General features: G+C 68.4%; 19 protein-coding genes and 1 riboswitch. Of the genes, 12 read left to right on the top strand and 7 right to left on the bottom strand.

Translation table 11 applies throughout. The features are described from left to right. Positions 1-86: 86 nt before the first annotated feature. The 4 genes from H9L41_RS10510 to aotJ form a co-directional block, all read right to left on the bottom strand. Positions 87-1,205, bottom strand: coding sequence for a M14 family metallopeptidase (locus tag H9L41_RS10510; RefSeq protein ID WP_028448045.1), 1,119 nt, complete (start codon positions 1,203-1,205; stop codon positions 87-89). A gap of 232 nt (positions 1,206-1,437) precedes the next feature. Beyond that, positions 1,438-2,151 (bottom strand): ABC transporter permease, encoded by a 714-nt coding sequence (locus H9L41_RS10505; RefSeq protein WP_034608197.1) that lies wholly within the window; start codon positions 2,149-2,151, stop codon positions 1,438-1,440. Next, positions 2,151-2,852, bottom strand: coding sequence for an ABC transporter permease (locus tag H9L41_RS10500; RefSeq protein WP_028448046.1), 702 nt, complete (start codon positions 2,850-2,852; stop codon positions 2,151-2,153). Before H9L41_RS10500 ends, H9L41_RS10505 begins: the two co-directional genes overlap by 1 nt. A 157-nt stretch (positions 2,853-3,009) precedes the next feature. Further along, positions 3,010-3,786, bottom strand: a complete 777-nt coding sequence (gene aotJ, locus H9L41_RS10495; protein ID WP_028448047.1) for an L-arginine-binding protein AotJ — start codon at positions 3,784-3,786, stop codon at positions 3,010-3,012. Between the two features lie 561 nt (positions 3,787-4,347). Between aotJ and H9L41_RS10490 the strand changes: the two genes are divergently transcribed. The 12 genes from H9L41_RS10490 (at position 4,348) to H9L41_RS10435 (ending at position 19,323) form a co-directional block, all read left to right on the top strand. Next, entirely contained in the window at positions 4,348-5,355 is a 1,008-nt protein-coding gene (locus H9L41_RS10490) for a putative 2-aminoethylphosphonate ABC transporter substrate-binding protein (protein ID WP_187523806.1), read from the top strand. 167 nt (positions 5,356-5,522) lie between these two features. Further along, complete coding sequence (locus H9L41_RS10485; protein ID WP_051319417.1) at positions 5,523-6,122, top strand: phosphonate degradation HD-domain oxygenase; 600 nt, start codon at positions 5,523-5,525, stop codon at positions 6,120-6,122. 120 nt (positions 6,123-6,242) lie between these two features. Beyond that, on the top strand, positions 6,243-7,352 hold the full coding sequence (locus H9L41_RS10480; protein WP_028448049.1) for a putative 2-aminoethylphosphonate ABC transporter ATP-binding protein: 1,110 nt from the start codon (positions 6,243-6,245) through the stop codon (positions 7,350-7,352). Further along, positions 7,349-9,022 (top strand): putative 2-aminoethylphosphonate ABC transporter permease subunit, encoded by a 1,674-nt coding sequence (locus H9L41_RS10475; RefSeq protein WP_187523805.1) that lies wholly within the window; start codon positions 7,349-7,351, stop codon positions 9,020-9,022. The genes H9L41_RS10480 and H9L41_RS10475 overlap by 4 nt, the downstream gene beginning before the upstream one ends. A 292-nt stretch (positions 9,023-9,314) precedes the next feature. After that, on the top strand, positions 9,315-10,367 hold the full coding sequence (locus tag H9L41_RS10470) for a 2-aminoethylphosphonate--pyruvate transaminase (protein WP_187523804.1): 1,053 nt from the start codon (positions 9,315-9,317) through the stop codon (positions 10,365-10,367). A 368-nt stretch (positions 10,368-10,735) separates the two neighbouring features. Further along, positions 10,736-11,539, top strand: a complete 804-nt coding sequence (gene phnX / locus H9L41_RS10465; protein ID WP_034608199.1) for a phosphonoacetaldehyde hydrolase — start codon at positions 10,736-10,738, stop codon at positions 11,537-11,539. A gap of 321 nt (positions 11,540-11,860) precedes the next feature. Next, positions 11,861-13,027: a GGDEF domain-containing protein gene (locus H9L41_RS10460; RefSeq protein WP_051319418.1), complete on the top strand. Its 1,167-nt coding sequence runs from the start codon at positions 11,861-11,863 to the stop codon at positions 13,025-13,027. A 33-nt stretch (positions 13,028-13,060) separates the two neighbouring features. After that, positions 13,061-14,182, top strand: coding sequence for a TIGR03364 family FAD-dependent oxidoreductase (locus H9L41_RS10455; RefSeq protein WP_028448054.1), 1,122 nt, complete (start codon positions 13,061-13,063; stop codon positions 14,180-14,182). 62 nt (positions 14,183-14,244) lie between these two features. Then, on the top strand, positions 14,245-14,988 hold the full coding sequence (gene phnF / locus H9L41_RS10450) for a phosphonate metabolism transcriptional regulator PhnF (RefSeq protein WP_187523803.1): 744 nt from the start codon (positions 14,245-14,247) through the stop codon (positions 14,986-14,988). A 224-nt stretch (positions 14,989-15,212) separates the two neighbouring features. Continuing rightward, positions 15,213-15,424: riboswitch (cobalamin riboswitch) on the top strand. Positions 15,425-15,592: 168 nt separating this feature from the next. Then, entirely contained in the window at positions 15,593-17,407 is a 1,815-nt protein-coding gene (btuB, locus tag H9L41_RS10445; protein ID WP_034608200.1) for a TonB-dependent vitamin B12 receptor, read from the top strand. Between the two features lie 35 nt (positions 17,408-17,442). Next, positions 17,443-18,234, top strand: a complete 792-nt coding sequence (locus tag H9L41_RS10440) for a cobalamin-binding protein (protein WP_028448057.1) — start codon at positions 17,443-17,445, stop codon at positions 18,232-18,234. Positions 18,235-18,312: 78 nt separating this feature from the next. Beyond that, a complete protein-coding gene (locus tag H9L41_RS10435) occupies positions 18,313-19,323 on the top strand; it encodes an IS5 family transposase (protein WP_028448058.1) in 1,011 nt (336 codons plus the stop codon). Positions 19,324-19,532: 209 nt separating this feature from the next. Here H9L41_RS10435 and H9L41_RS10430 read toward each other — a convergent pair whose 3' ends face one another. The 3 genes from H9L41_RS10430 to H9L41_RS26425 all read right to left on the bottom strand — a co-directional run bounded on the left by H9L41_RS10430 (position 19,533) and on the right by H9L41_RS26425 (position 20,936). Next, complete coding sequence (locus tag H9L41_RS10430) at positions 19,533-19,979, bottom strand: hypothetical protein (RefSeq protein WP_157462145.1); 447 nt, start codon at positions 19,977-19,979, stop codon at positions 19,533-19,535. Further along, positions 19,976-20,347: an EndoU domain-containing protein gene (locus H9L41_RS10425; protein WP_187523802.1), complete on the bottom strand. Its 372-nt coding sequence runs from the start codon at positions 20,345-20,347 to the stop codon at positions 19,976-19,978. Before H9L41_RS10425 ends, H9L41_RS10430 begins: the two co-directional genes overlap by 4 nt. 331 nt (positions 20,348-20,678) lie before the next feature. After that, positions 20,679-20,936 carry an RHS repeat-associated core domain-containing protein gene (locus H9L41_RS26425; RefSeq protein WP_265584040.1) on the bottom strand — a complete coding sequence of 86 codons (258 nt, stop codon included), beginning with the start codon at positions 20,934-20,936 and terminating at the stop codon, positions 20,679-20,681. Between the last annotated feature and the right edge of the window lie 1,939 nt (positions 20,937-22,875).

Here is a 22,875-nt window from a genome sequence, read left to right as displayed (position 1 = left end):
AAGCGGGTGGCTGCATCGCGCCGCCGGCCCCTGCCGGGTCGGCGCAGGCAGTGGCCCTTCCCCGCCAAGGGAACGGCCGTATTGATCTATGCGCTCAGCAGATAGCCCGAGCGGAATGCGACGGCGCCGGCCACCTTGCACAGGTCCATGCCGGCCACCGCGTAGCGGCGGTTCTCGCGGGCATAGAGCAGCCCGGCGACGGTCGCGCGCACCGCGGTGACGCGGTCTTCGAGCGGATCGACGATCTCGGCCACCACCTCGCCGGCCTCGACCCGTTCGCCGACCCGCTTGAGGAAGGCGATCACGCCGGCATGCGGCGCGTGCAGCGTCTCGGAACCGGCGAGCGGGGTCGGCTCGCACAGCGCGGCCGGCAGCGCGGGTGGCGTGCCGGCGATGACGCCGCGGTGCTGCAGGTAGGCGTACAGCCGCGCCGCATCGCCGGCCGCGTGCTCGTGGTCGACGTCGGACTGGCCGCGCAATTCGACCGTGGCCGAGAAGCAGGCCAGCGGGATCGGGTAGCGGCCGCCGAACTTCTCCTGCAGTTGCCACCACACCGCGCTCTGCGCCTCGTCGAACGAAGCGCCGCCCGAGCCCTTCGCCAGCAGCACGGTCTGCGCGCCGAGGTGGCGGTAGAGCGGCTCGGCCTGCGCCAGGTAGGGCGTCTCGGTGTAGACGTGCATCACCGCTTCGTAGTCGCAGTGCAGGTCCAGCAGCACGTCGGCATCGAACGACAGCGAGACCAGCGTATGGCGCAGCGAGGCCAGCTCGGTGGCCGGCCGCATGGCGGCCAGCGCCGCGCCGATCGCGCCGCGGATGGCGCGCTTGTTGGCGGCTTCGTCGACGCCGAGCCGGTTTTCGATGTCGGCACCGATCAGCGCCAGGAAGTCCGGATAGTGGCGGTTGAAGTTCTCGGCGCTGGAGAACTCGAAGCGTCCCATCTGCGCCTGCATCAGGTTCTGGGCGAGGCCGACCGGGTTGGCCACCGGCACCATGACGATCTCGCCGCGCACTTCGCCGCGCGCCTCGGCCGCCGCCACCAGGCGGCGCAGGTGGTGCAGCACCAGCATGCCGGGCAGCTCGTCGGCGTGCAGGCTGGCCTGCAGGTAGACCTTCTCGCCCTGGCCCGGCGTACCGTAGTGCAGGCTGACCAGTTCGCGCGCAGTGCCCAGGCTCGAGCTCAGCAGGCGATGTCGTTCGATCCTCATGCTCGCCTCACTTCCCGTTGTAACGTCCACACCCGAGCGCCGCGAGGCTCCCTCTTGATCCACCCCATAAAGTCTTCGACTTTACGGGGACCCGGGGCGGCGAGGGCGGGGGAGTTGGAATAAATCAAGGGAGGCCGACGTTTCAGCCGGTACTGCCCGCAAGCGCACGGCTATGCCGGGCGCCTGCGCCGCGAGTCGACCTGTTGCGATGACATTTCGCTTCATGTCGGCCTCAATGTTTGCGAGGCTGCAGATAGGCCAGCCAGCGCTTCTCGGCCAGCTTGAACAGCCCGACCAGGCTGAAGGTCAGCACCATGTAGATCAGGCCGGCGGTGATGAAGGCCTCGAACGGCAGGTAGTAGTCCGAGTAGACCGAGCGCGCCGCGCCGGTGATGTCGAGCAGCGCCGGCACCGTGCTGGCCAGCGAGGTGCCGTGCAGCATCATGATCACCTCGTTGCTGTAGGACGGCAGCGTGCGGCGCATCGCCGAGGGCAGGATGATGCGGCGCATCGCCTGCCACTTGCTCATGCCCATCGCCTTGGCCGCCTCGATCTCGCCGTAGTTGGTCTCGCGGATCGCGCCGGCCAGCATTTCGGTGGTGTAGGCGCAGGTATTGAGCGCGAAGGCGAACGCCGCGCAGAACATCGGCTCCTTGAAGTAGGTCCACGGCCAGACCGTGTCCCAGTGCTGCTGCACCCATTCGAGCTGGGCCACGCCGTAGTAGATCAGGTAGACCTGCACCAGCATCGGCGTGCCGCGCATCACGTAGGTGTAGAGCCATACCGGCAGCGAGACGAACTTGTTGCGCGAGACGCGCATGATGGCCAGCGGCAGCGCCAGGAAGCCGCCGACCGCCAGCGAGATGATCAGCAGTTCCAGCGCGGTGACGATGCCCTTGCCGAACAGCTTGAGTACCGCGGGTTCGAGGATGACGTCGAACTGCATCAGAATTCTCCCCTGCGCACGCCCATCGAGAACTTGCGGTCGAGTTGCTTGAGCGCCACCAGCGAGATGGTGGTGAAGACGAGGTAGATGCCGCCGGTGAACAGGAAGAACAGCATCGGGGCCATCGGCGTGAGCGAACGGGCGGCCGAGGCGGCCTGCTTGGCCAGCATGGTCATGTCGGGCAGGCCAAGGATGGAAACCAGCGCGGTGGCCTTGATCAGCACCAGCCAGTTGTTGGTGAAGCCCGGCAGCGCGAAGCGGATCATCTGCGGCACGGTGATGCGGAAGAACACCCGCGGCTTGCTCATGCCGAAGGCGTAGCCGGCTTCCATCTGCCCCTTGGGGATCGCGATGATGGCGCCGCGGAAGGTCTCGGTCATGTAGGCGCCGTAGATGAAACCGATGGTCAGCACGCCGGCGACGAACGGGTTGATCTCGACGTATTCCTCGTAGCCGAAGGCCTCGAGCACGTGGTTGAGGCCGATCTGGCCGCCGTAGAAGATCAGCAGCATCAGCACGAGATCGGGAATGCCGCGGATCACGGTCGAATAGCCGGTCGCGACGAAGGACAGGAGGCGGTTCGGCGACAGCTTCGCCACCGCGCCCAAGAGACCCAGCACGACCGCCACGAGCAGCGAACCGAGCGCCACCTCGAGGGTCATCACCGAGCCCTGCAGGATATTGAAGATGTAGTCTTGCATGTCGTCTCCGTGGTAGACACGGACCGGGTGGTACCGCACGCATCAAGCGTAGCGCAGGTCCCGGCTTATGGATGGCCGCCGGCAGCGGCCCTGAAACGAAAAAGGCGGCGCGATCCGGTCGCTGATCGCACCGCCTCGGGTCGGACAGCCTAAGGTATTAGGCGCCGTAGGCGTCGAAGTTGAAGTACTTGTCGTTGATCTTCTTGTACACGCCGTTGCCGCGGATGGCCTTGATGGCGGCGTTCAGCTTGTCGCGCAGGTCGGTGTCGCTCTTGCGGATCGCGACGCCGGCGCCGATGCCGAAGTACTTGGGCTGGTTCAGCACCGGGCCGACGAAGCCGTAGCCCTTGCCGTCCGGAGTCTTGAGGAAGCCTTCGTAGACTTCGACCGTGTCGGCCACGGTGCCGTCGAGACGGCCGGCCTTGATGTCGAGGTAGACCTGGTCCTGCGCTTCGTACGGCACCACGTTCACGCCGGACGACTCGAGTTCGCCCTTGGCGTACTTCTCCTGGGTCGAGCCCTTGAGCACGCCGATCTTCAGGCCCTTGAGGCTGGCGGGCGTGCCGTCGACCTTCTTGTCGAGCTTCACCACCACGCGCGACGGGGTGTTGTAGTACTTGTCGGTGAAGTCGACCGACTTCTTGCGCTCGTCGGTGATCGACATCGAGGAGATGATGGCGTCGTACTTCTTGGCGTTGAGGCCGGGGATCATGCCGTCCCAGGCCTGCTCGACGAACACGCACTTGGCCTTGATCTCGGCGCACAGCGCGTTGGCGATGTCCACGTCGAAGCCGGTGGGCTTGCCGTCGGGCGTCTTGTAGGTGAAGGGCTTGTAAGTCGCATCGATGGCAACGCGGACTTCCTTCCAGTCCTTGGCCGAGGCGGCTACGGACATCGCCAGGGCGATGGCGCCCAGCAGAACGGTTTTCTTCATCAGCAAATACTCCTCGTTATGGATGCGTACGGGCCGGGCGAGGCCAGCTTGTGGCCAGTCGAAGAACCGGAACCGGGGCCGATTGTAAGCCCGCGTCAGCGTCGCTGCGATTGCCAAAAAGCGACATGTTGTTATACGCCAGCATCGGGGCGATTTTCCGCCCCGATTTTCGCTGCAATGCAGCATGCCAGCTGGATTGCGCGGCATGGCCGGGGAGCGGTCCGAACCGGGCTCGCGCAGTGTTCGAAGCACCGCCGTCGGCATCCGCGCAACACTGTACCCGCCTCGCTCCGGCCGGCAGGGCGGGATTTTCCGCCAGCGGGCGGGCCATCGCCGCCGATGCGCCCCCGCTCGCCGCGCGGCGGCCATCGATCGTGCACTGCAACACGGCCAGGAGGGCCGCCCAAGCGCCCTTGGAAGCCGATCTCCGCTCGAAAACCCCAAGTCATCTAGACGTCACAACGAGGTAATACGCCTCCCCTAGAGTGCGGCCAGCCGGTCGAATGCGACCGCGAGCCATCCCACTCCCGAGGAGCCCCCGATGTCCGTCCGCCCCTGACCATGCCGCTGGCCGCGCTGTGCGCCGCCCTGCTCGCCGCCGGCGCCGCCCGTGCCGAGACCACGCTGACCGTCTACACCGCGCTCGAGGCCGACCAGCTCAAGGCCTACCAGGCCGGCTTCGAAGCCGAGCATCCCGACGTGAAGATCCGCTGGGTGCGCGACTCGACCGGCATCGTCACCGCCAAGCTGCTGGCCGAGAAGGCCGCGCCGCAGGCCGACGTGGTGATGGGCGTGGCCGCCAGCTCGCTGCTGCTGCTCGACAAGGAAGGCATGCTGCTGCCCTACGCGCCCAAGGGGGTCGACAAGCTCGCGCCGCGCTACGTCGACAGCGCCAATCCGCCGGCCTGGGTCGGCATGGACGTGTGGGGCGCAACCATCTGCTTCAACACCGTCGAGGCCGCCAAGCTCGGCATCAAGAAGCCCGAGAGCTGGCGCGACCTGCTCAAGCCCGAATACAAGGGCCGCATCGTGATGCCGAACCCGGCCTCGTCCGGCACCGGCTACTTCGACGTCAGCGCCTGGCTGCAGACCTTCGGCGAGAAGGACGGCTGGGCCTATATGGACAAGCTGCACGACAACATCGCCCAGTACACCCACTCGGGCTCCAAGCCGTGCAAGCAGGCGGCCGCCGGCGAATTCCCGGTCGGCATCGCCTTCGAATACCGCGGCGCCAAGCTCAAGAACGAGGGCGCACCGATCGACCTGGTGTTCCCCAGGGAAGGCCTGGGCTGGGACGTCGAGGCCACCGCGGTGATGAAGGGCAGCAAGAACCTCGAGGCGGCCAGGAAGCTGGCCGACTGGTCGGCGTCGAAGCAGGCCAACGAGCTGTACGAGAAGAACTTCGCCATCGTCGCCTATCCCGGCGTGGCCAAGCCCAACGCCCATATCCCGGCCAACTACGAGCAGCTGCTGGTCAAGCAGGACCTGAAGTGGGCCGCGGCCAACCGCGAACGCATCCTGGCCGAATGGACACGGCGCTATGACGGCAAGTCGGAGCCGAAGAAGTAAGCACGGCGTCTACGGCGTTCTTACCGCAGAGGACGCCGAGGACGCAGAGGAAAGGCTGTAACGCCTTGGCTTTGGCCCTTCCTACTCCACGTCCTCTGCGTCCTCCGCGGTAAAGCGGTTTCTTTCTGCATGGACGAGCACATCGCCGCAACGGCGCACCGACCACCATGGCCCTCACCCTCCCCGACCTCGTCGCGCTGTACGCCGGCGCCGGCCGCCGGCTCTACGGCGGCGAGGCGGTCAGCCAGCGCGCGCATGCGCTGCAGGCCGCCCACTTCGCCCGCGCCGCCGGCCTGCCCGACGCGCTGGTGGCCGCCTGCCTGCTGCACGACCTCGGCCACCTGCTGAGCGAGCAGTCCGACGACGCGCTGGCGAACGGCGACGACGACCTGCACCAGTACCGCGCACTACCCTTCCTGCGCGGCCTGTTCGGCGAGGCGGTGGTCGAGCCGATCGGCCTGCACGTGGCGGCCAAGCGCTACCTGTGCCGGGCCGAGCCGGGCTACCGCGCGGCGCTGTCGCCGGCCTCGCAGGCGAGCCTGGCGCTGCAGGGCGGACCGATGAGCGAAGACGAGGCCGCTGCCTTCCTGGCCCGGCCGCATGCCGCCGCGGCGATCGCGCTGCGGCGCTGCGACGACGCGGCCAAGGTGGCCGGCCTGGTCGTCGCCGATCTCGACGCCTACCTGCCGCTGCTCGAACGCCTGGCGGCGACAACGGCCGGCAACGCCGACACACCCGGAGCCGGCGATGCCGATCGCCCCATGTAGGAGCGGCTTCGGCCGCGAACCGGCGGATCGGCACGGCCGGCCCTTCGCGGCGGAAGCCGCTCCTACGACACCGGCCGCGACGATGCCCCCGCTCACTCCAACCATGCGGACCACCGCCACATGAAGCCGACCGAACTCCCCTTCCCCGCCACGGCCGCGGCCGGCGACGCCGCCGGCTGGCTGCGCTTCGACGGCATCGCCAAGCGCTTCGGCGACTTCACCGCGCTGGCCGGCATCGACCTGTCGATCCGCCGCGGCGAGTTCGTCTGCCTGCTCGGCCCCTCGGGCTGCGGCAAGACCACCCTGCTGCGCATCCTGGCCGGACTGGAGGCGCAGGACGCCGGCCGGCTCTGGCTGGCCGGCCGCGACATCGGCGCGCTGCCGCCGGCCAGGCGCGACTACGGCATCGTGTTCCAGTCCTACGCGCTGTTCCCCAATCTCGACGTCGCCGCCAACGTCGGCTACGGCCTCGTCACCGGCCGCGCCGACAAGGCGCGCCGGGTGGCCGAGCTGCTCGACCTGGTCGGCCTGGCCGGCTGCGCGGCGCGTTACCCGGGCCAGCTGTCGGGCGGCCAGCAGCAGCGCGTGGCGCTGGCGCGCGCGCTGGCCACCTCGCCCAGCCTGCTGCTGCTCGACGAGCCCTTGTCGGCGCTCGACGCCCAGGTGCGCGAACACTTGCGGCGCGAGCTGCGCGCGCTGCAGCAGAAGCTCGGCGTCACCACCCTGATGGTGACCCACGACCAGGAGGAGGCGCTGGCGCTGGCCGATACGCTGGCGGTGATGAACGGCGGCCGCATCGAGCAGGTCGGCACGCCGGCCGAGGTGTACGGCGCGCCGGCCAGCCGCTTCGTGGCCGGCTTCGTCGGCCGCGCCAACTGGCTGCCGGTCGAGGTCGACGCCGCCGGCGCCGTCCGCCTGGCCGGCGTCGTGCTCGCGCTGCCGCCGGCCGCGGCGGAACTGCGCGGCGGCCGCGCCGCGCTGTTCTGCCGGCCCGAGGACGTGCGCATCGACGCGCGCTGGACGCCGGGCGCGCAGATGGCCTTCGTCGAACGGGTCGATTTCATGGGCAGCGCGCGCCGCGCCACGCTGTCGCTCGGCGGCGCGCGCCAGATCGCGCTGCAGGCCGAGCTCGGCCCGAACGATCCGGGCCTCGAGGTGCTGCTGCCGGGCCAGCGGGTGCCGCTGCGGCTGCCGCCGGGCCGGCTGCGCCTGTTCGCGGAGGCCGCATGAGCACGCTGGCGCTGCACCGCCCGGCCGCGCTGGCCGCCGACCAGCGCCCGGCCCGGGCGCTGGCCTGGCTGGCGGCCGCCTTGCTGCTGGTCTTCGTCGCCTGGCCGCTGGCCAGCATCCTGCTCAAGGCGGTCGACGGCCCCGGCGGACTGGGCCAGGCCGCGGCGCTGCTGGCCGAGCCGAGGCTGGTCGACGCCACGCTCAACAGCCTGGGCCTGGCGCTCGCCACCACCGCGCTGGTGCTGCCGCCGGCGCTGCTGTACGCCTTCGCGCTGACCCGCTCGCGCGTGCGCGCCAGGCCGCTGCTGCGCACGCTGGCGCTGGCGCCGCTGCTGGCTCCCTCGCTGCTGCCGGCGATCTCGCTGGTCTACCTGTTCGGCAACCAGGGCCTGCTCAGGTCCTGGCTCGGCGGCGCCAGCATCTACGGCCCGCTCGGCATCGTGCTGGGCGAGGCGTTCTATACCTTTCCGCACGCGCTCTTGATCCTGCTCACCGCGCTGGGCGTGGCCGACGCGCGGCTCTACGAGGCGGCCGAGACGCTGGGCGCCGGCAAGCTGCGCCGCTTCCTGACGGTGACGCTGCCCCATATCCGCTATGGCCTGGCCTCGGCCGCCATGGTGGTGTTCACCCTGGCGGTGACCGATTTCGGCGTGCCCAAGGTGATCGGCGGCCACACCAACGTGCTGGCGCTGGAGGCCTACAAGCAGGTGATCGGCCAGCAGCAGTTCGGCCGCGGCGCGGTGGTCGGCCTGTTGCTGCTGTTGCCGGCGCTGCTGTCCTTCGTCGCCGAACGGCGGCTGGCGCGCGGCCGCGGCGCCGCGCTCAGCGGCCGTTCGGTGGCCTACGCGCCGCGCCGCAACCCGCTGCGCGACGGATTGCTGGGGCTCGGCTGCGGTGCGATCGCGCTCGCCCTGCTGGCGCTGCTGGGCACCGCGGTGGCGGCCAGCTTCATGGAGCTGTGGCCCTACCGGCTCGGCTTCACGCTGGCGCATTACGATTTCGACAATCTCGACGGCGGCGGCTGGCTGGCCTTCGGCAACAGCCTGAAGCTCGCGGCGCTGACCGCGCTGGCCGGCAGCGCGATGGTGTTCGGCACCGCCTACCTGGTCGAGAAGACGCCGGCGCCGCGGCTGGCGGCGCACTGCATCCGCGCGCTGGCGCTGCTGCCGATGGCGGTGCCGGGGCTGGTGCTGGGCCTGGGCTACATCTTCTGCTTCAACGCGCCGGGCAATCCGCTGCACGGCCTGTACGGCACGCTGGCGATCCTGGTCGCCTCGACCGTCGCCCACTTCTATACGACCGCCCACCTGACCGCGACCACCGCGCTGCGCCAGCTCGACGGCGAGATCGAGGCGGTGGCGGCCAGCCTGCGCCGGCCGTGGTGGACCACCTTCCGCCGCGTCACGCTGCCGATCTGCCTGCCGGCGCTGCTGGACATCGCGCGGCTGCTGTTCGTCTCGGCGCTGACCACGGTGAGCTGCGTGATCTTCCTCTACACCCCCGACACGGTGCTGGCCTCGGTGGCGGTGCTGAACATGGACGACGCCGGCGACACCGCCGCGGCGGCCGCGATGGCCACGCTGATCGTCGCCAGCGCCCTGGCAGCCACCTTGCTGATGAACTTGGCGGGGTGGTGGGGAACAAACGGTTGCAGAAGTGGAAAAACGTGAGGAGTAAGGCGTGAGGTGCAACCCCATCCCCTCCCAGCCTCCCCCTTGAAGGGGGAGGAGCGGGGCGCATCCCCACCGACCTCCTGCGCCCTTGTTCCCACCACTGCCCTGCGCCCTCCCCTTCAAGGGAGGGCCGGGGTGGGGATGGGGTTGCACCTCACGCCTTGCTCCTCACACCTCACCTATCCCACCACTACCCGACCCCTCACCCCTCACACCTTACCCCTCACACCATGGATCCCATCCTGCTTACCCCGGCCCCCTCACCACCAGCCTCGCCACCCGCAGCGCCATGCTGCGCGACTGGGGCTCGTGGGATGGCGAATTCAATGCGCTGACCGCCCGCGTGCGGCAACGGCTGGTCGCGCTGGTCGACGGCGGCGACGACTACACCTGCGTGCCGCTGCAAGGCTCGGGCACCTTCGCGGTCGAGGCGGCGGTCGGCACCCTGGTGCCGCGCGGCGGCCGGCTGCTGGTGCTGGTCAACGGCGCCTACGGCCGCCGCATGGTGCGGCTGGCCCAGATCATGGGCCGCGAGGTGGTGCCGCTCGACTTCGGCGAGACCTCGCCGGTCGAACCCGGCCGCGTCGCCGCGGCGCTGGCGGCCGATCCGGCCATCAGCCACGTCGGGGTGGTGTACTGCGAGACCAGCACCGGCATCCTCAACCCGCTGGCCGAGATCGCCGCGGCGGTGGCCGCCGCCGGCCGCAGGCTGATCGTCGACGCCATGAGCGCCTTCGGCGCGCTGCCGCTGTCGGCCGTCGACACGCCGTTCGAGGCGGTGGTGGCCTCGGCCAACAAATGCCTCGAGGGCGTGCCCGGCATGGGCTTCGTGCTGGTGCGGCGCGACGCGCTGGCCGGCAGCGGCGGCAACGCGCCCTCGCTGTCGCTCGACCTGCACGACCAGTGGAACTACATGGAGCAGACCGGCCAGTGGCGCTACACCCCGCCGACCCACGTGGTCGCCGCGCTGGCGGCCGCGCTCGACCAGTACGACGCCGAGGGCGGCCAGCCGGCACGGCTGGCGCGCTACCGGGACAACTGCGCGGCGCTGATCGACGGCCTGGCCGCGCTCGGCCTGCACGCCTTCCTGCCGGCCGAGATCCAGGCGCCGATCATCGTCACCGTGCATTCGCCCGACCAGCCGGGCTGGGATTTCCGCGACTTCTACCAGCGCGTCAAAGCACAGGGCTTCGTGCTGTATCCCGGCAAGCTGACCGAGATCGAGACCTTCCGCGTCGGCTGCATCGGCGCCATCGGCCGCGGCCAGATCGAGGCGGCGGTGGCGGCGATGGGGCTGGCGTTGAGGGAGATGGGCTTGCAGGTCGAGCGGCTGGACGATTGAGGCCCGCCGCCGATCTCAAGACCTGGCTTAGCCCCTCTCCCACCGGGAGATGGGTTGGGGGCGCCCGGCGTAAGGTGAGGGAGCGACGGTTCAGCCCATCACTGCCGGGACTGCCGACAACATGCTTGCCGATGCCAAGAACAAGCACGCTGGAACCGGCAGCACTCGCGGAACCGACGCTCCCTCACCCTGCCCTCTCCCGGCGGGAGAGGGTGGGCCGCGCCAGTTGCCTCGGGCAGTGAAATCTCACCAACTGCGACGCGCAGCGCGTCCCCCCGATACAGACCAAACCGCTTCATTCGATTCCGTACAAACCGCCTCACTCATTCCAATCAAACGAGACAACCATGCCCCCAGACAGCCGCCCCATGCCCATCGAAGCCGTCATCTTCGACTGGGCCGGTACCGTGGTCGACTTCGGTTCCTTCGCCCCGACCCAGGTGCTGATCGACGCCTTCGCCGGCTTCGGCGTCGAGATCGACCTGGCCGAGGCGCGCCGGCCCATGGGCCTGGCCAAGTGGGACCACATCGCCGCGCTGGGCCGCCAGCCCGAGGTCGCCGCGCGCTGGCAGGCGCGCCACGGCCGCGCCATGTCGCACGCCGACGTCGACGCGCTGTACGCCGCCTTCATGCCGCTGCAGATCGCCCGCGTCGGCGCCTACTCGCAGCTGATCCCCGGCACGCTCGACGTGGTGGCCGGGCTGCGCGCGCGCGGCATCCGCATCGGCTCGTGCTCGGGCTATCCGCGCGCGGTGATGGACGCACTGCTGCCGGTGGCCGCGGCGCAGGGCTTCGTGCCCGACCACGCGGTGGCGACCGACGACCTGCCGCCCGGCGGCCGGCCCGGCCCGTGGATGGCGCTGGCCAACGTGATCGCGCTCGGCGTCGGGCAGGTGGCGGCCTGCGTCAAGGTCGACGACACCGTGCCCGGCATCGCCGAAGGCCTCAACGCCGGCATGTGGACGGTCGGCCTCGCGCTGTCGGGCAACGAGATGGGCCTGACCGAAGCGGAAGTCGATGCGCTGCCGCCGGCCGAACGCCAGTCGCGCCGCGACGCCGCCGCCGCCAGATTGGCCCGTGCCGGCGCCCACGTGGTGATCGACACGGTGGCGGAGCTGCCGGCGGCGCTGGAAGCGATCTCGGCGCGGCGCGGTGCCGGGGAGAAGCCTTGAGATGCGGTGAAACGTGAAATGTGAAACGTGGGGCAGCCGCTGCGCGGCATCGGATCGAGGTGCGGCGGCGCCGCATTACGGTTCGCGCGTCACCAGCGCTGCACGGCAACGGTCGCGCATCACCGTAGGAGCGGCTTCAGCCGCGAACTGCGCCTGTGGAACTGCATTCGCGGCTGAAGCCGCTCCTACATAAACCCGGTGCGGCCGGAGCGCCATGCTGGAGGCATCACCGACGGTTCACCACGTTTCACATTTCATTTTTCACCTTTCACATCATTTGAACCCCCTACACTGAAATGGTCCGCCACTCGATGCCCCCCCATGCTGAAACTCGACCCCGAGCTGTTGAGCGACAGCGGCCGCTCCCCCTACCGGCGCGAGCTGGCGCAGGGTTATCGCTGGCTGCGCTTCGCCGCGCCGCTGGAACGCGAGTTCCGCCATTTCCATGCCCGCGCGCACCTGCTGCGGGTGCGCTGGAGCACCGGGCTGGCCATCGTGATGTTCGGGCTGTTCACCGTGGTCAACGTCCGCATGCTGCCGGCCAATCTGTGGATCGAGCTGACGGCCTTCCGCTTCGTCCTGGTGCTGCCGCTGTTCTTCGCCATCATCTGGGCCAGCTACCGGCCGGCCTGCTACGACTGGCTGCAGCGGCTGCAGACGCTGGCCGCGCTGATGGCCGGCATCAGCATCAACGCCGCGCTGATGGTGGCGATGTCGAACCGGCTGCCCTTTCCCTACGAGGGCCTGCTGCTGGCGACGCTGTTCATCTACTTCGTCGCCTGGCTGCTGTGGTGGCGGGCGCTGCTGATCAACCTGGGCCTCCTGGCCATGTTCGCGCTGCTCGAATGGCATCTGCAGCCCGATGCCGGCCTGCGCACCTTCCACCTGGTCCTCATGCTGTGCGGCAACATGGTCGGCGCGGTCGGCAGCTATTTCATCGAACACGGCGCGCGCAGCAATTTCCTGGTGACCGCGCTGCTGCGCGAGCTGGCCGAGCACGACGGCCTGACCGGCCTCTACAACCGGCGCACGTTCAACGCCCATCTCGACCGCCTGTGGCGGCAGACCCAGCGCGACGGCAGCTGGCTGGCGCTGGCGATGATCGACGTCGACCACTTCAAGCGCTTCAACGACCAGTACGGCCATGCCGCCGGCGACCGCGCGCTGCAGGCGGTGGCCGGCGCGATCGCCGGCCAGGCGCGGCGGCCGTTCGACATGGCGGCGCGCTACGGCGGCGAGGAGTTCGTGCTGCTCTGGCACCATCCGGACGGCGCCGAGCTGCCGGCCCTGGTCGAGCAGCTGCGCGCGGCGGTCGAGGCGCTGGCGATCCCGCATGCCGGCAGCGAGCACGGCAGCCTGACCATCAGCGTCGGTGCCACGCTGGCCGATCCGGGCCGGCATGCCCATCCCGAGGCCGCGCTGCGCACGGCCGACGAGGCGCTCTACCTGGCCAAGGCCGGCGGCCGCAACCGCTGCGTGATCAAGTAGCCGCCCGCCGCGTGCCGGCCCGTGGAGGCCGCCATGCGCACTGAATCCCATTGCGACGTCGCGGTGGTCGGCGCCGGCATCGTCGGCCTGGCGCATGCCTGGGCGGCCGCCCGGCGCGGCTTGTCGGTCACCGTGTTCGAGCGCGACGCACGCGCGGTCGGCGCCTCGGTGCGCAATTTCGGCCTCGGCCTGCTGGTCGGCCAGCCGCCCGGCGACCTGTTCGAACTGGCGCAGGCCAGCCTCGCCCGCTGGCGGGCGGCGCTGTCGGCAGCCGGCTGCAGCTACAAGGCGGCCGGCGCGCTGCTGGTGGCGCGCGATGCGCTCGAGCTGGCGGTGCTGGAGGACTTCCAGGACCGCCGCGGCACGGCCTACGGCACCCGGCTGCTGAGCGCGGCCGAGGTCGCCGGCCATGGCGCGCACGGCATCGGCGGCCTCTACAGCGGCGCCGAGATCGCGCTCGACGCCCGCGCCGTCCTGCCGGCGCTGGCGCGCTGGCTGGCCGAGGCCCATGGCGTGCGCTTCGTCTACGACTGCCAGGTCAATGCGATCGAGCCGCCGCGGCTGGCGACCTCGGCCGGCAGCTACCGCGCCGAGCGCGTCTTCGTCTGCGCCGGCCACGATTTCCAGACGCTCTACCCGGCCGCCTTCGCCCCGCTCGGCCTGCGCCGCTGCACGCTGCAGATGCTGCGGCTGGCGTCGCCGGGCTTCGCGCTCGGGCCGGCGCTGATGACCGGGCTGTCGACGCTGCACTACGGCGCCTTCGCCGATTGCGCCGGGCTGGCCGCGCTGCGTGCCGGGGTGGCCGAGCGCGAGCCGCTGCTGCTCGAGCACGGCATCCACCTGATCGTGCAGCAGGTCGGCGCGGCCGGCGATCCGCACGGCGAGCTGATCGTCGGCGACTCGCACCACTACGGCAGCACGCCCTCGCCGTTCGGCGACGAGGCGATCGACCGGCTGATGCTCGGGCTGGCCGAGACGCTGCTCGGCCGCCGGCTGGCCGTGCGCGAACGCTGGCTCGGCTGCTATGCCAGCGGGCCGCATCCCTATGAAGTCGTGCAGCCCGAGGCCGGCGTCACGGCGGTCGCGATCACCGCCGGCGTCGGCATGAGCATCGCCTTCGCGCTGGCCGAGCGGCATCTGGCCGCCAGCGCATAGCCGCCGGCGCCGCCCCGATCGACAATGAACGCTTCCGCATCACGCCATCCCATCAAGCACGCATGACTGACACCGCCATCGTCCGCCGCAGCGGCACCGCCATCTGGCGCCAGATCGAAGACAGCCTGGCCGAGGAGATCCTGGCCGGCCAGCTGGCCGGCCGCCTGCCCAACGAGACCGGGCTGGCCGAGCGCTTCGGCGTGAACCGCCACACCGTGCGCCAGGCGGTCAAGGCGCTGGCCGAGCGCGGCCTGGTCGAGGTGCTGCATGGCAAGGGCACCTTCGTGCGAGAGGACCTGATCGACTACCAGGTCGGCCGCCGCAGCCGGCTGGCGCACAGCGTGGCCGGGCAGCAGCGGGTCGACCGCAGCCGCATCCTGCACAGCGCCGACACCGTCGCGCGGGCCGAGGTGCAGGCCCTGCTGGCGCTGCCGGCCGGCGCCGCGGTGCTGCGGATCGACTCGCTCGACCTGGTCGACGCCGACGAGCGGGTGATCGGCGTCTGCACCCAGTACTTCCCGCTGCCGCGCTTCGCCGGCCTCGCCGCCGCCTATGCCGAGCTCGGCCAGACCCACCTGGCGCTGGCCCGTTTCGGCGTGGCGCGGTTCGAACGCAAGCTCAGCCGCATCACCGCCCGGCTGCCGAGCCGCGAGACGGCGCAGCAGTTGCGCCAGCCGGCCAGCCAGCCGGTGCTGTATCTCGAGACGGTGTATGTCGACGAGGCCGGGCTGCCGATCGAGTACGGGATTTCGCGGTTCGCGGGGCGGCGGTGCAGTTGGTGGTGGAACCCGGGGAGTGAGGTGTGAGGGGTTAGGCGTGAGGTGTAACCCCATCCCCTCCCGGCCTCCCCCTTGAAGGGGAGGAGGCGCGCAGCGATGGCTCCATCGTCTGCGCTCGTTCAGTCCGTCACTGCTGCTCCCTCCCCTTCAAGGGAGGGCCGGGGTGGGGATGGGGTCCACGTTTCACGTTTCACGTTTCACATTTCACCTTTCACTGATCTATGCCCTTGCCACTCCCCCCGCCCCCCGTAGCATCCGCCCTCGCTTCAGGTGTCCCGCGTCCGCGCGGGATTAAACGGGAAGCCGGTGCCGCCCCTCGCGGCCATTCCGGCGCTGCCCCCGCAACGGTAGACGAGTCAAGGCAACGCCTCATGCCACTGTGCCCCGGCACGGGAAGGCGCGCTGCCCCGGATCGCATGATCCGCTCGTGAGCCCGGAGACCGGCCTGGCGCTGCGAACGACGTCGCGGAGGGCGATGTCGCGCCGGTGCCGCCGTGTTCCGCCCTCCCCGGCGGCCACCCAGCCGCCGGCGCGCCCGCCGCGCCGTCCTGGCGCGGGTTCCTTCCGACGTGGTTCGTTCCATCGAATCCAATGCCCGCGCGGGGTGCGCGGGCCAGTCAAGGAACCCGCCATGAAACTCCGCCGCCTCCCGGCTTCCCTCCCCTTCCTCACGCTGCCGCTGCTGGCCCTGCCGCTGCTGGCCGCCGAAACCGCCCAGCCCGAGATCGTCGTCACCGCCAGCCGCGCGGCCGAGACCGCCGACGCCACGCTGGCGCCGGTCACCGTCTTCACTCGCCGCGACATCGAGGCCAGCCAGGCCCAGTCGCTGCCCGACCTCTTGCGCACCGTGCCCGGCGCCACGCTGGCCAGCTACGGCGGCGTCGGCAAAACCACCTCGCTGTTCCTGCGCGGTACCGAATCGGACCACGTGCTGGTGCTGGTCGACGGCCTCAAGCTCGGCTCGGCCACCGCCGGCAGCGCCGCGCTGCAGGACATCCCGCTCGACCGCGTCGAGCGCATCGAGGTAGTGCGCGGCCCGCGCGCCGCGCTGTACGGCTCCGAGGCGATCGGCGGCGTGATCCAGGTCTTCACCCGCGGCGCACGCGGCGACCACTTCAGCGCCAGCCTCGGCGGCGGCAGCGAGCACAGCGCGCGCGCCGATGCCCAGATCGGCTTCGGCGACGCCAACGGCTGGCTCAGCTTCGGCGCCGGCCACTTCGAGACGCGCGGCGACAACAGCTGCAAGCCCTTCCTGGCCGGCGGCTGCTACACCAACGAGCCGGACGACGACGGCTACCGCAACGACAACGGCTCGATCCGCGGCGGCTATCGCTTCGGCCCGGCCGTGGCGATCGAAGCGCAATGGCTCAAGGCGGTGTCGGACAACGACTACGACGGCGACTACCAGAACGGCAGCCACAACGTGCAGCAGGCGCTCGGCGCCACGCTGAAGCTGGGCGACGGCGGCCTGCGCGGCGAGCTGACCGTCGGCCGCAGCGAGGACAAGTCGGACAACGCCAAGGACGGCGTGCACGCCAGCCGCTTCGACACCCGCCGCGACACGCTGAGCGCACAGGCCGAGGCCGCGCTGGGCCAGGATCAGCACCTGACCTTCGGCGCCGACTACCTCAAGGACGAAGTCGACAGCGACACCGCCTACACCCGCAGCGAGCGCGACAACCTCGGCCTGTTCGGCCAGTACCGCGGCGAATTCGGCGCCCATGCGCTGCAACTGGCGCTGCGCAGCGACGACAACGAGCAGTTCGGCCGCCACGCCACCGGCAGCCTGGCCTGGGGCTGGCAGTTGGGCGAAGCGCTGCGGCTGGTCGCCTCCTACGGCACCGCCTTCAAGGCGCCGAGCTTCAACGACCTGTACTACCCCGGCTTTAGCAATCCCGAGCTCGACCCGGAACGCTCCAAGAGCGCCGAGATCGGCTTGCGCTACGACGGCCTGGGCCGGCTGGCGGTCAACCTGTTCCAGACCCGCGTCGACGAGCTGATCGGCTACGACAGCGCCTTCAACGTGGTCAACATCGACGAAGCGCGCATCACCGGCGCCGAGATCGACTACGCCTGGCGCGGCGACGGCTGGCAGTTGCGGCAGAACCTTAGCTGGCTCGACCCGGAGAACCGCTCGCAGGGCAATCACGGCAAGCTGCTGGCGCGCCGCGCCAAGCGCGTCGCCAACACCGACCTGAGCGCCGAATTCGGCGATTTCGAAGTGGGCGGCACGCTGCACGCCGAGGGCACGCGCTACGACGACGCCGGCAACCGCCAGCGGCTGGGTGGCTACGCCACGCTGGACCTGCGCGCCGCCTACCGCATCGCCAAGCAGTGGCGGTTGCAGGCGCGGGTCGGCAACGTGTTCGACAAGCAGTACGAGACCGCGGCCTACTATGTGCAGCAGGGCCGCAACTTCTTCGTGACCTTGCGTTACCAACACTGACCTATCGATAGCGGCGCACGGCGCCGGGAGCCGGCATGAAAGGACCGCGGCGCATCGCCTGCCTGTCGGCCGAGACGGTGGACACGCTCTACCGGCTCGGCGCGCAGGACCGCATCGTCGGCGTCACCGGCTTCGCCCGCCAACCGCCCGAGGCGCGGCGCGACAAGCCGCGTCTGGGCGGTTTCACCAGCGCCGACGTCGCCCAGGTCGCCCGCCTCGAACCCGACCTGGTGCTGTGCTATTCCGACATGCAGGCCGAACTGGCCGCCCAACTGGCGCGCGCCGGGCTGGCGGTGCACCTGTTCAACCAGCGCGACATCGCCGGCATCCTGGCCATGATCGAGCTGCTCGGCGCGATGGTCGACGAGACGGCGCGGGCGGCCGAGCTGGTCGCGCGCCTGCAGGCCGGCATGGACGAGGTGGCGGCCCAGGCCGCCACGCTGCCGCGCCGGCCGCGCGTGTATTTCGAGCTATGGGATGCGCCGCTGATGTGCGCGCCGAGGTGGGTATCGGAACTGATCGCGCTGGCCGGCGGCGAGGACTGCTTCGCCGAACTGTCGCACCACGCGGCGGGCCGCGATCGGGTCATCGCCGATCCACAAGAGGTGGTACGGCGGGCGCCGGAGCTGATCTTCGCCAGCGGTTGCAATCAGCGCTTCACGCTGGAATCGCTGGCGGAGCGGCCGGGGTGGGATGGGATTCCGGCGGTGGTGAACGGCGAGGTGCATGGATTGCCGGCGCCGACTTTGTTGCAGCCGGGGCCGACGGTATTGGATGAGGGGTTGCGAGCGCTAACTCAGCACATACAAAAGGTAGACAATCAATAGCTAGCACCTTAGAGGGGACTTCCAGAAACCACCCCAATCTCGGCATGATCCACTGCCCCCGCACCCTGAAGCCACGCCATGCCCAGCCTGTTCGCCGCCGAAGAACGTGAAGCCAAGCTCTCCAAGCTCGGCGCCCCCTTGCAATCGCTCGACCAGCACGTCGACTTCGCAGCGTTGGCCGGTGCTGTCGATCAGGCTTTGCCCCGGCCTCATCGCTACTTCGGCGGTAGGCCGCCTTATCCCACCGAGCTCATGGTTCGCCTGCTCGTCATCCAGCAGCGCTTCAACCTCTCCGACGAACAGCTCGAATACCAGGTGCTCGACCGCACCAGCTTCCAGCGCTTCCTCGGCATCCGCGACAGCGGCAAGGTGCCGGATCGCAATACCGTCTGGTCTTTCCGCGAGAAGCTGGTCCAGGCCGGCCTGGGCCAGGCCATCTTCGACGAGGTCAACCGCCAGTTGCAGGCCCAGGGTTATCTGGCGCGCTGCGGCCAGATCGTCGATGCCACCTTGGTGCAGGTGCCGATCCAGCGTAACCGGCGCGATGAGAACGAGCAGATCAAGCGGGGCGACACGCCGGCCGGGTGGCCGGACAAGAAGCTCGCGCACAAGGATGTCGATGCGCGCTGGACGGAGAAGCACGGCAAGCCGTACTTTGGCTACAAGCTCTCGGCCAGCACTGACCGGCGCTACAAGCCTATCCACAAGCTGCACGTCAGTCCGGCCCATGAAAATGACCAGAATCACCTGCTGAAGGTGCTCGACGAGCACAACACCAGCCGGGATCTCTATGCCGACCGCGGGTATACGGAACTCGATCGGCTCAGGGAGGAGGGCTCGCGGCAGCACATCCAGCGCCGGGCCAAGCCGCATCGCCCGCTGTCGGAGACACAGGCGCGACGCAATCGCCGAATTGCGCGGATACGGGCACATGGCGAGCATCCGTTCGCGGGATTGCGCCAGCTGGGCGGAAAGGTACTGCGGTGCATCGGATTGAGGCGTGCGGCGCTGCAACTGCAGTTGAAGGCGGCGACGTACAACCTGAAGCATCTGGGCTGGCTGAAGGAGGCAGGGGTGAAGACGTTCTGACGCCGGAGGTGCGTCCTGGACGGGGCGAAAGCCGGTCCAGGGCGGGAAATGGGGGATCGATTTGGCGGGGATGCCTAGGAAATGGGCAGCAAGATTGACGGTGTGGCGTCTGCGCGGGGAAAGGGCGGTTTCTGGAAGCGCCCACATTGGCAGCCACCCGGAAGCCCATATCTACCAACCTAGCGATAACCGCAACGTTCATCGCATCCTCAGTCAGAACTCGACCCAATGAAGAGGGTTGCCTTATCTTTTCCCCAAAACAAAAATGCAAAATCCCAGAAAACAGGATATGCGGGATGCCCGTCTTGAAGCCAGAAGCGCTCTATCTTGAATGAAGCACTAGCCAGCCGACGAATTTCACCTTTAAGTTCGTTTAGCAGCTCAATGAATAATTCATTTTGAAATACCAGATTACCCGGTCCAGCGCCATCATCACCCGGATAAAGCAGTGCGTCCTCCACCTCGGTGCAAACTGCACCCACCTCTACCTCATCGACACCACCAAGGACTGCCTCCACCCCTAGCCCCGTGCGAATAAGCGCAGCAGAATCGGCCTGCTGCACATATGGCACCTCATATGCATGAAGAAATACAGAATAGTTCGTCGCATTCTCATGCAAGCGGACTGTAATTTTCTCTAGAAGATCTTGCTTCATGGGTTTCTCGGAGTGTTAGTTGGAAAACCAGTGACGATACGTCCGCCTTTGCTGCCCGGCTCAACGATCACCGTAATATCAATTCCGTCACGTGTGCCTTGAACCTTGATTCGGCCGCCTTGCTGTGGTGTCTGTACAGAATTTGGATCCGTAGCGACATCCGAAATTTCACCGCGAATCTTGTCGTCAGTCCAATTGCTTGGGAACTCGCTCTTACCCGGCTTTCCGGTGCCCGCTCGGTGTCCGCCACCTTTATTCGGCCCGTCACCGTCAAGTATGTGCTTGTCACCTTTGTCGTCCAACAGGCTTGGCTTGTCTTCGGATACAGTATCCGCATCATCCTCCTTCTTTGCAGTAGCTTGCTGCATCACATATTGCCGATAGGCTGCCTCCGACAACTCCCGGTTACCGGATCAATCCGGCACAGTGCCCCGCCGTGGCATGCGTCCTGATTAAAATTGCTCGGCGCTATCGCAATCATGACGACAGCACCCGCATATACAAACGCCCGCAGCGCCATCCCCGTCATTGCGCCCCGCGCAGCCTGCAGCGATCGGGTGCCCTGTCGGTTCAACTCATTTGACCATGCCTGCAACAATCCCGCACAGCCGCTTCCCTGGCATACGACATTGCTGCCGAGCCGGCGACTGCCCACAACTTCCAATCGCGATACACCGACTTCATAACCTGTCGGGTCGATCAGATTCGTCGGGTTGTTCCAAACATAGGTATAACGATTATAACTCTGCCCCAATCCGGCTCCTGGATGATCGGGTCGGCGCTGATGAACCGCGCCACCAACGGGTCGTACACCCGCCCGTTCATGTGCACCAGGTCCAGCCCATCCATCATCTCGTGGCCGGTGAAACCCTTGTTGTCCACCACCCCATCGAGGGTATCGAGCGTCGTGGCACCATCCAGGCTCCGCCGCTTGCCCCAGGCGTCGTAAGCCAACATCTCCTTCAGATTGCCGCTCAGATCGGTGATCGCGATCACGCTGCCCAGCCGGTCCAGATGCGTCCAGTTCAACGTGGTCGTCGTACTGCCGTTCACCACGTCGATCTCGACGCCCAACCCTTGCGGCCAATAGGTCTTGACCGTCAGCACACCGGCCTTGTTCTCCACTTCCTGGCCGCCCGCGTAATAGACCGTGCTGCCGTCCTGCTTCTGCTGCTTGGTCCGCTGATGGTCCGGGCCATAGGTGAATTCGCTCCACACGCTGCCCTCGGTGATCCGCTTGGGCATGTCGAAGCTGGTCCACGTCAGCGTCCGGCTCGCACCGCTGGTGAGGTTGCCGTTTTCGTCATAGGTGAAGGTACCGATGCCTGGAATGCTCTGCACGGCGTGCGGCCGGATCGCCGTCGCGCCTTGCGTCGGGTAGGCGTAGGCGCCGGTGCCGGTGCCGGTTCCCGTCTTGCTCAGCAGATTGCCGATCGCATCGTAGGTGAAGCTCAGCAGCGTCTTGCCCGTCACCTGGCTCTGCTTGAGCCGGTTCAGCGCGTCGTAATCGAAGAGTTCCGTGAAGCCCGTACTGCCATTCCAGTACTGGCTTCGCTGGGTCACGTTGCCCAGCGCGTCGTACTGGTACCCCTCCTGAATGCGCGGCGCACCCGCAGCGGTTTTGAGCAGATCGCCGGTCAAGCGGCCGGTCTCGGGGTTGTAGATCGTATCGATGCTCAACCCGTTGCCCAGGCTCGCCTGAGTCACTCGATTGGCCGCATCCTGCGCGTTGGCCTGCCAGAGCGCGAAACCGCCACGCTCGATCCGCGCCAGATAGCCCAGCGCGTTGTAGCGGTTGTCGTACACCTTGGCCGAGGCGCTGCCGCGCTGCAAGCTGCGCTTGGCGAGACGGCCCCAGTTGTCGTAGGCCAGTACGTCGATATAGCTGACGTCGAGGTAGCGGGTCGTGACATACGGCCGGCCCAGGCTGTCGTAGGTCTGGGTCTGGCGATAGTCCTTGGCCGTGCTGGTGCCGGTATGGCTTTCCACCAGTTGGCCACAGCTCTTGGTACTCGCGCAGCTGGCCGGCGTAGTGGCGTGGTCGTAGATCCAGTGGCTTTCCAGGTCAGGCTCATAGCGCGCCGTCATCCGGCCCAGCGCATCGAATTCGAACTTGGTCGATTGACCCGCTGCCTTCTGCTTCGGGCTCACCTGCTTCCACACCTGGCCCAGCGGGTCGACCTCGTAGCGAATCGTGCCTAGATCCGGATCCTGCAACTCGGTCTTGCGGCCGAGCACGTCGTACGCGACCTTGATCACATTGCCGTTCGGGTCAGTGGTCTGGTTCAGGTTGCCCCACGGGTCGCGGCCGAACAGCGTGGCTTTGGTCAACGCATCGGTGCTCTTGACCAACAGGCCCAGCACATTGCGCTCGTCGGTCTTGGTGTAGCTCTTGGCGTTGGTCTGGATCGTGACTAGACCCTTGTACTGAGTGGTGACGCTGCGTTCCGTGCCGGCCTCGTCCGGCGTGACGATGCTGGTGACGCGGTCGAGCGCGTCATAGCCTTGCCGGCTGGCCAGTACGGCCGCATCGCCACCATAGCGCGGCTGGTCGACTTCCCACGGCCGTCCGCGACTGTCGTAGCGCTGGTCGGCCATGATCGTGCGGCCATCGAAACCGTAGCTCTGGCTGCGCAGCACATGGCCTGCATTGTCGCGGTAGGACAGCGTCGGTACCGCGATGCGGTCCACGCCCTTGAAATGATCCGCAATTTCGACCGATGCCGCGCCGGCCGGGCAACCGGCATCGCATTGCTCCAGGTAGTAGCGCGTCTCGGTGCCGTCGGAACGCGTTTCCCCGGTCTTGCGGCCAAAGCCGTTCACCGCCCAAGTCGTGACCAGGCCATTGGGGCCGGCCAGGCTGGTTTGCACGCCGGTCTTCGGGTCGTAGGCACGC

The sequence above is a fragment of the Chitinimonas koreensis genome (assembly GCF_014353015.1).
In the GTDB taxonomy this organism is placed as follows: Bacteria; Pseudomonadota; Gammaproteobacteria; order Burkholderiales; family Chitinimonadaceae; genus Chitinimonas; species Chitinimonas koreensis.
This window is presented reverse-complemented; position numbering and strand designations above follow the sequence as displayed.

Excerpts from the sequence above, each read along its gene's own strand:
- H9L41_RS10510 (WP_028448045.1), bottom strand. The coding sequence starts at position 1,205 with ATGAGGATCGAACGACATCGCCTGCTGAGCTCGAGCCTGGGCACTGCG.
- H9L41_RS10505 (WP_034608197.1), bottom strand. The coding sequence starts at position 2,151 with ATGCAGTTCGACGTCATCCTCGAACCCGCGGTACTCAAGCTGTTCGGC.
- H9L41_RS10500 (WP_028448046.1), bottom strand. The coding sequence starts at position 2,852 with ATGCAAGACTACATCTTCAATATCCTGCAGGGCTCGGTGATGACCCTC.
- aotJ (WP_028448047.1), bottom strand. The coding sequence starts at position 3,786 with ATGAAGAAAACCGTTCTGCTGGGCGCCATCGCCCTGGCGATGTCCGTA.
- H9L41_RS10490 (WP_187523806.1), top strand. The coding sequence starts at position 4,348 with ATGCCGCTGGCCGCGCTGTGCGCCGCCCTGCTCGCCGCCGGCGCCGCC.
- H9L41_RS10485 (WP_051319417.1), top strand. The coding sequence starts at position 5,523 with ATGGCCCTCACCCTCCCCGACCTCGTCGCGCTGTACGCCGGCGCCGGC.
- H9L41_RS10480 (WP_028448049.1), top strand. The coding sequence starts at position 6,243 with ATGAAGCCGACCGAACTCCCCTTCCCCGCCACGGCCGCGGCCGGCGAC.
- H9L41_RS10475 (WP_187523805.1), top strand. The coding sequence starts at position 7,349 with ATGAGCACGCTGGCGCTGCACCGCCCGGCCGCGCTGGCCGCCGACCAG.
- H9L41_RS10470 (WP_187523804.1), top strand. The coding sequence starts at position 9,315 with ATGCTGCGCGACTGGGGCTCGTGGGATGGCGAATTCAATGCGCTGACC.
- phnX (WP_034608199.1), top strand. The coding sequence starts at position 10,736 with ATGCCCATCGAAGCCGTCATCTTCGACTGGGCCGGTACCGTGGTCGAC.
- H9L41_RS10460 (WP_051319418.1), top strand. The coding sequence starts at position 11,861 with ATGCTGAAACTCGACCCCGAGCTGTTGAGCGACAGCGGCCGCTCCCCC.
- H9L41_RS10455 (WP_028448054.1), top strand. The coding sequence starts at position 13,061 with ATGCGCACTGAATCCCATTGCGACGTCGCGGTGGTCGGCGCCGGCATC.
- phnF (WP_187523803.1), top strand. The coding sequence starts at position 14,245 with ATGACTGACACCGCCATCGTCCGCCGCAGCGGCACCGCCATCTGGCGC.
- btuB (WP_034608200.1), top strand. The coding sequence starts at position 15,593 with ATGAAACTCCGCCGCCTCCCGGCTTCCCTCCCCTTCCTCACGCTGCCG.
- H9L41_RS10440 (WP_028448057.1), top strand. The coding sequence starts at position 17,443 with ATGAAAGGACCGCGGCGCATCGCCTGCCTGTCGGCCGAGACGGTGGAC.
- H9L41_RS10435 (WP_028448058.1), top strand. The coding sequence starts at position 18,313 with ATGCCCAGCCTGTTCGCCGCCGAAGAACGTGAAGCCAAGCTCTCCAAG.
- H9L41_RS10430 (WP_157462145.1), bottom strand. The coding sequence starts at position 19,979 with ATGAAGCAAGATCTTCTAGAGAAAATTACAGTCCGCTTGCATGAGAAT.
- H9L41_RS10425 (WP_187523802.1), bottom strand. The coding sequence starts at position 20,347 with ATGCAGCAAGCTACTGCAAAGAAGGAGGATGATGCGGATACTGTATCC.
- H9L41_RS26425 (WP_265584040.1), bottom strand. The coding sequence starts at position 20,936 with ATGTTGGCTTACGACGCCTGGGGCAAGCGGCGGAGCCTGGATGGTGCC.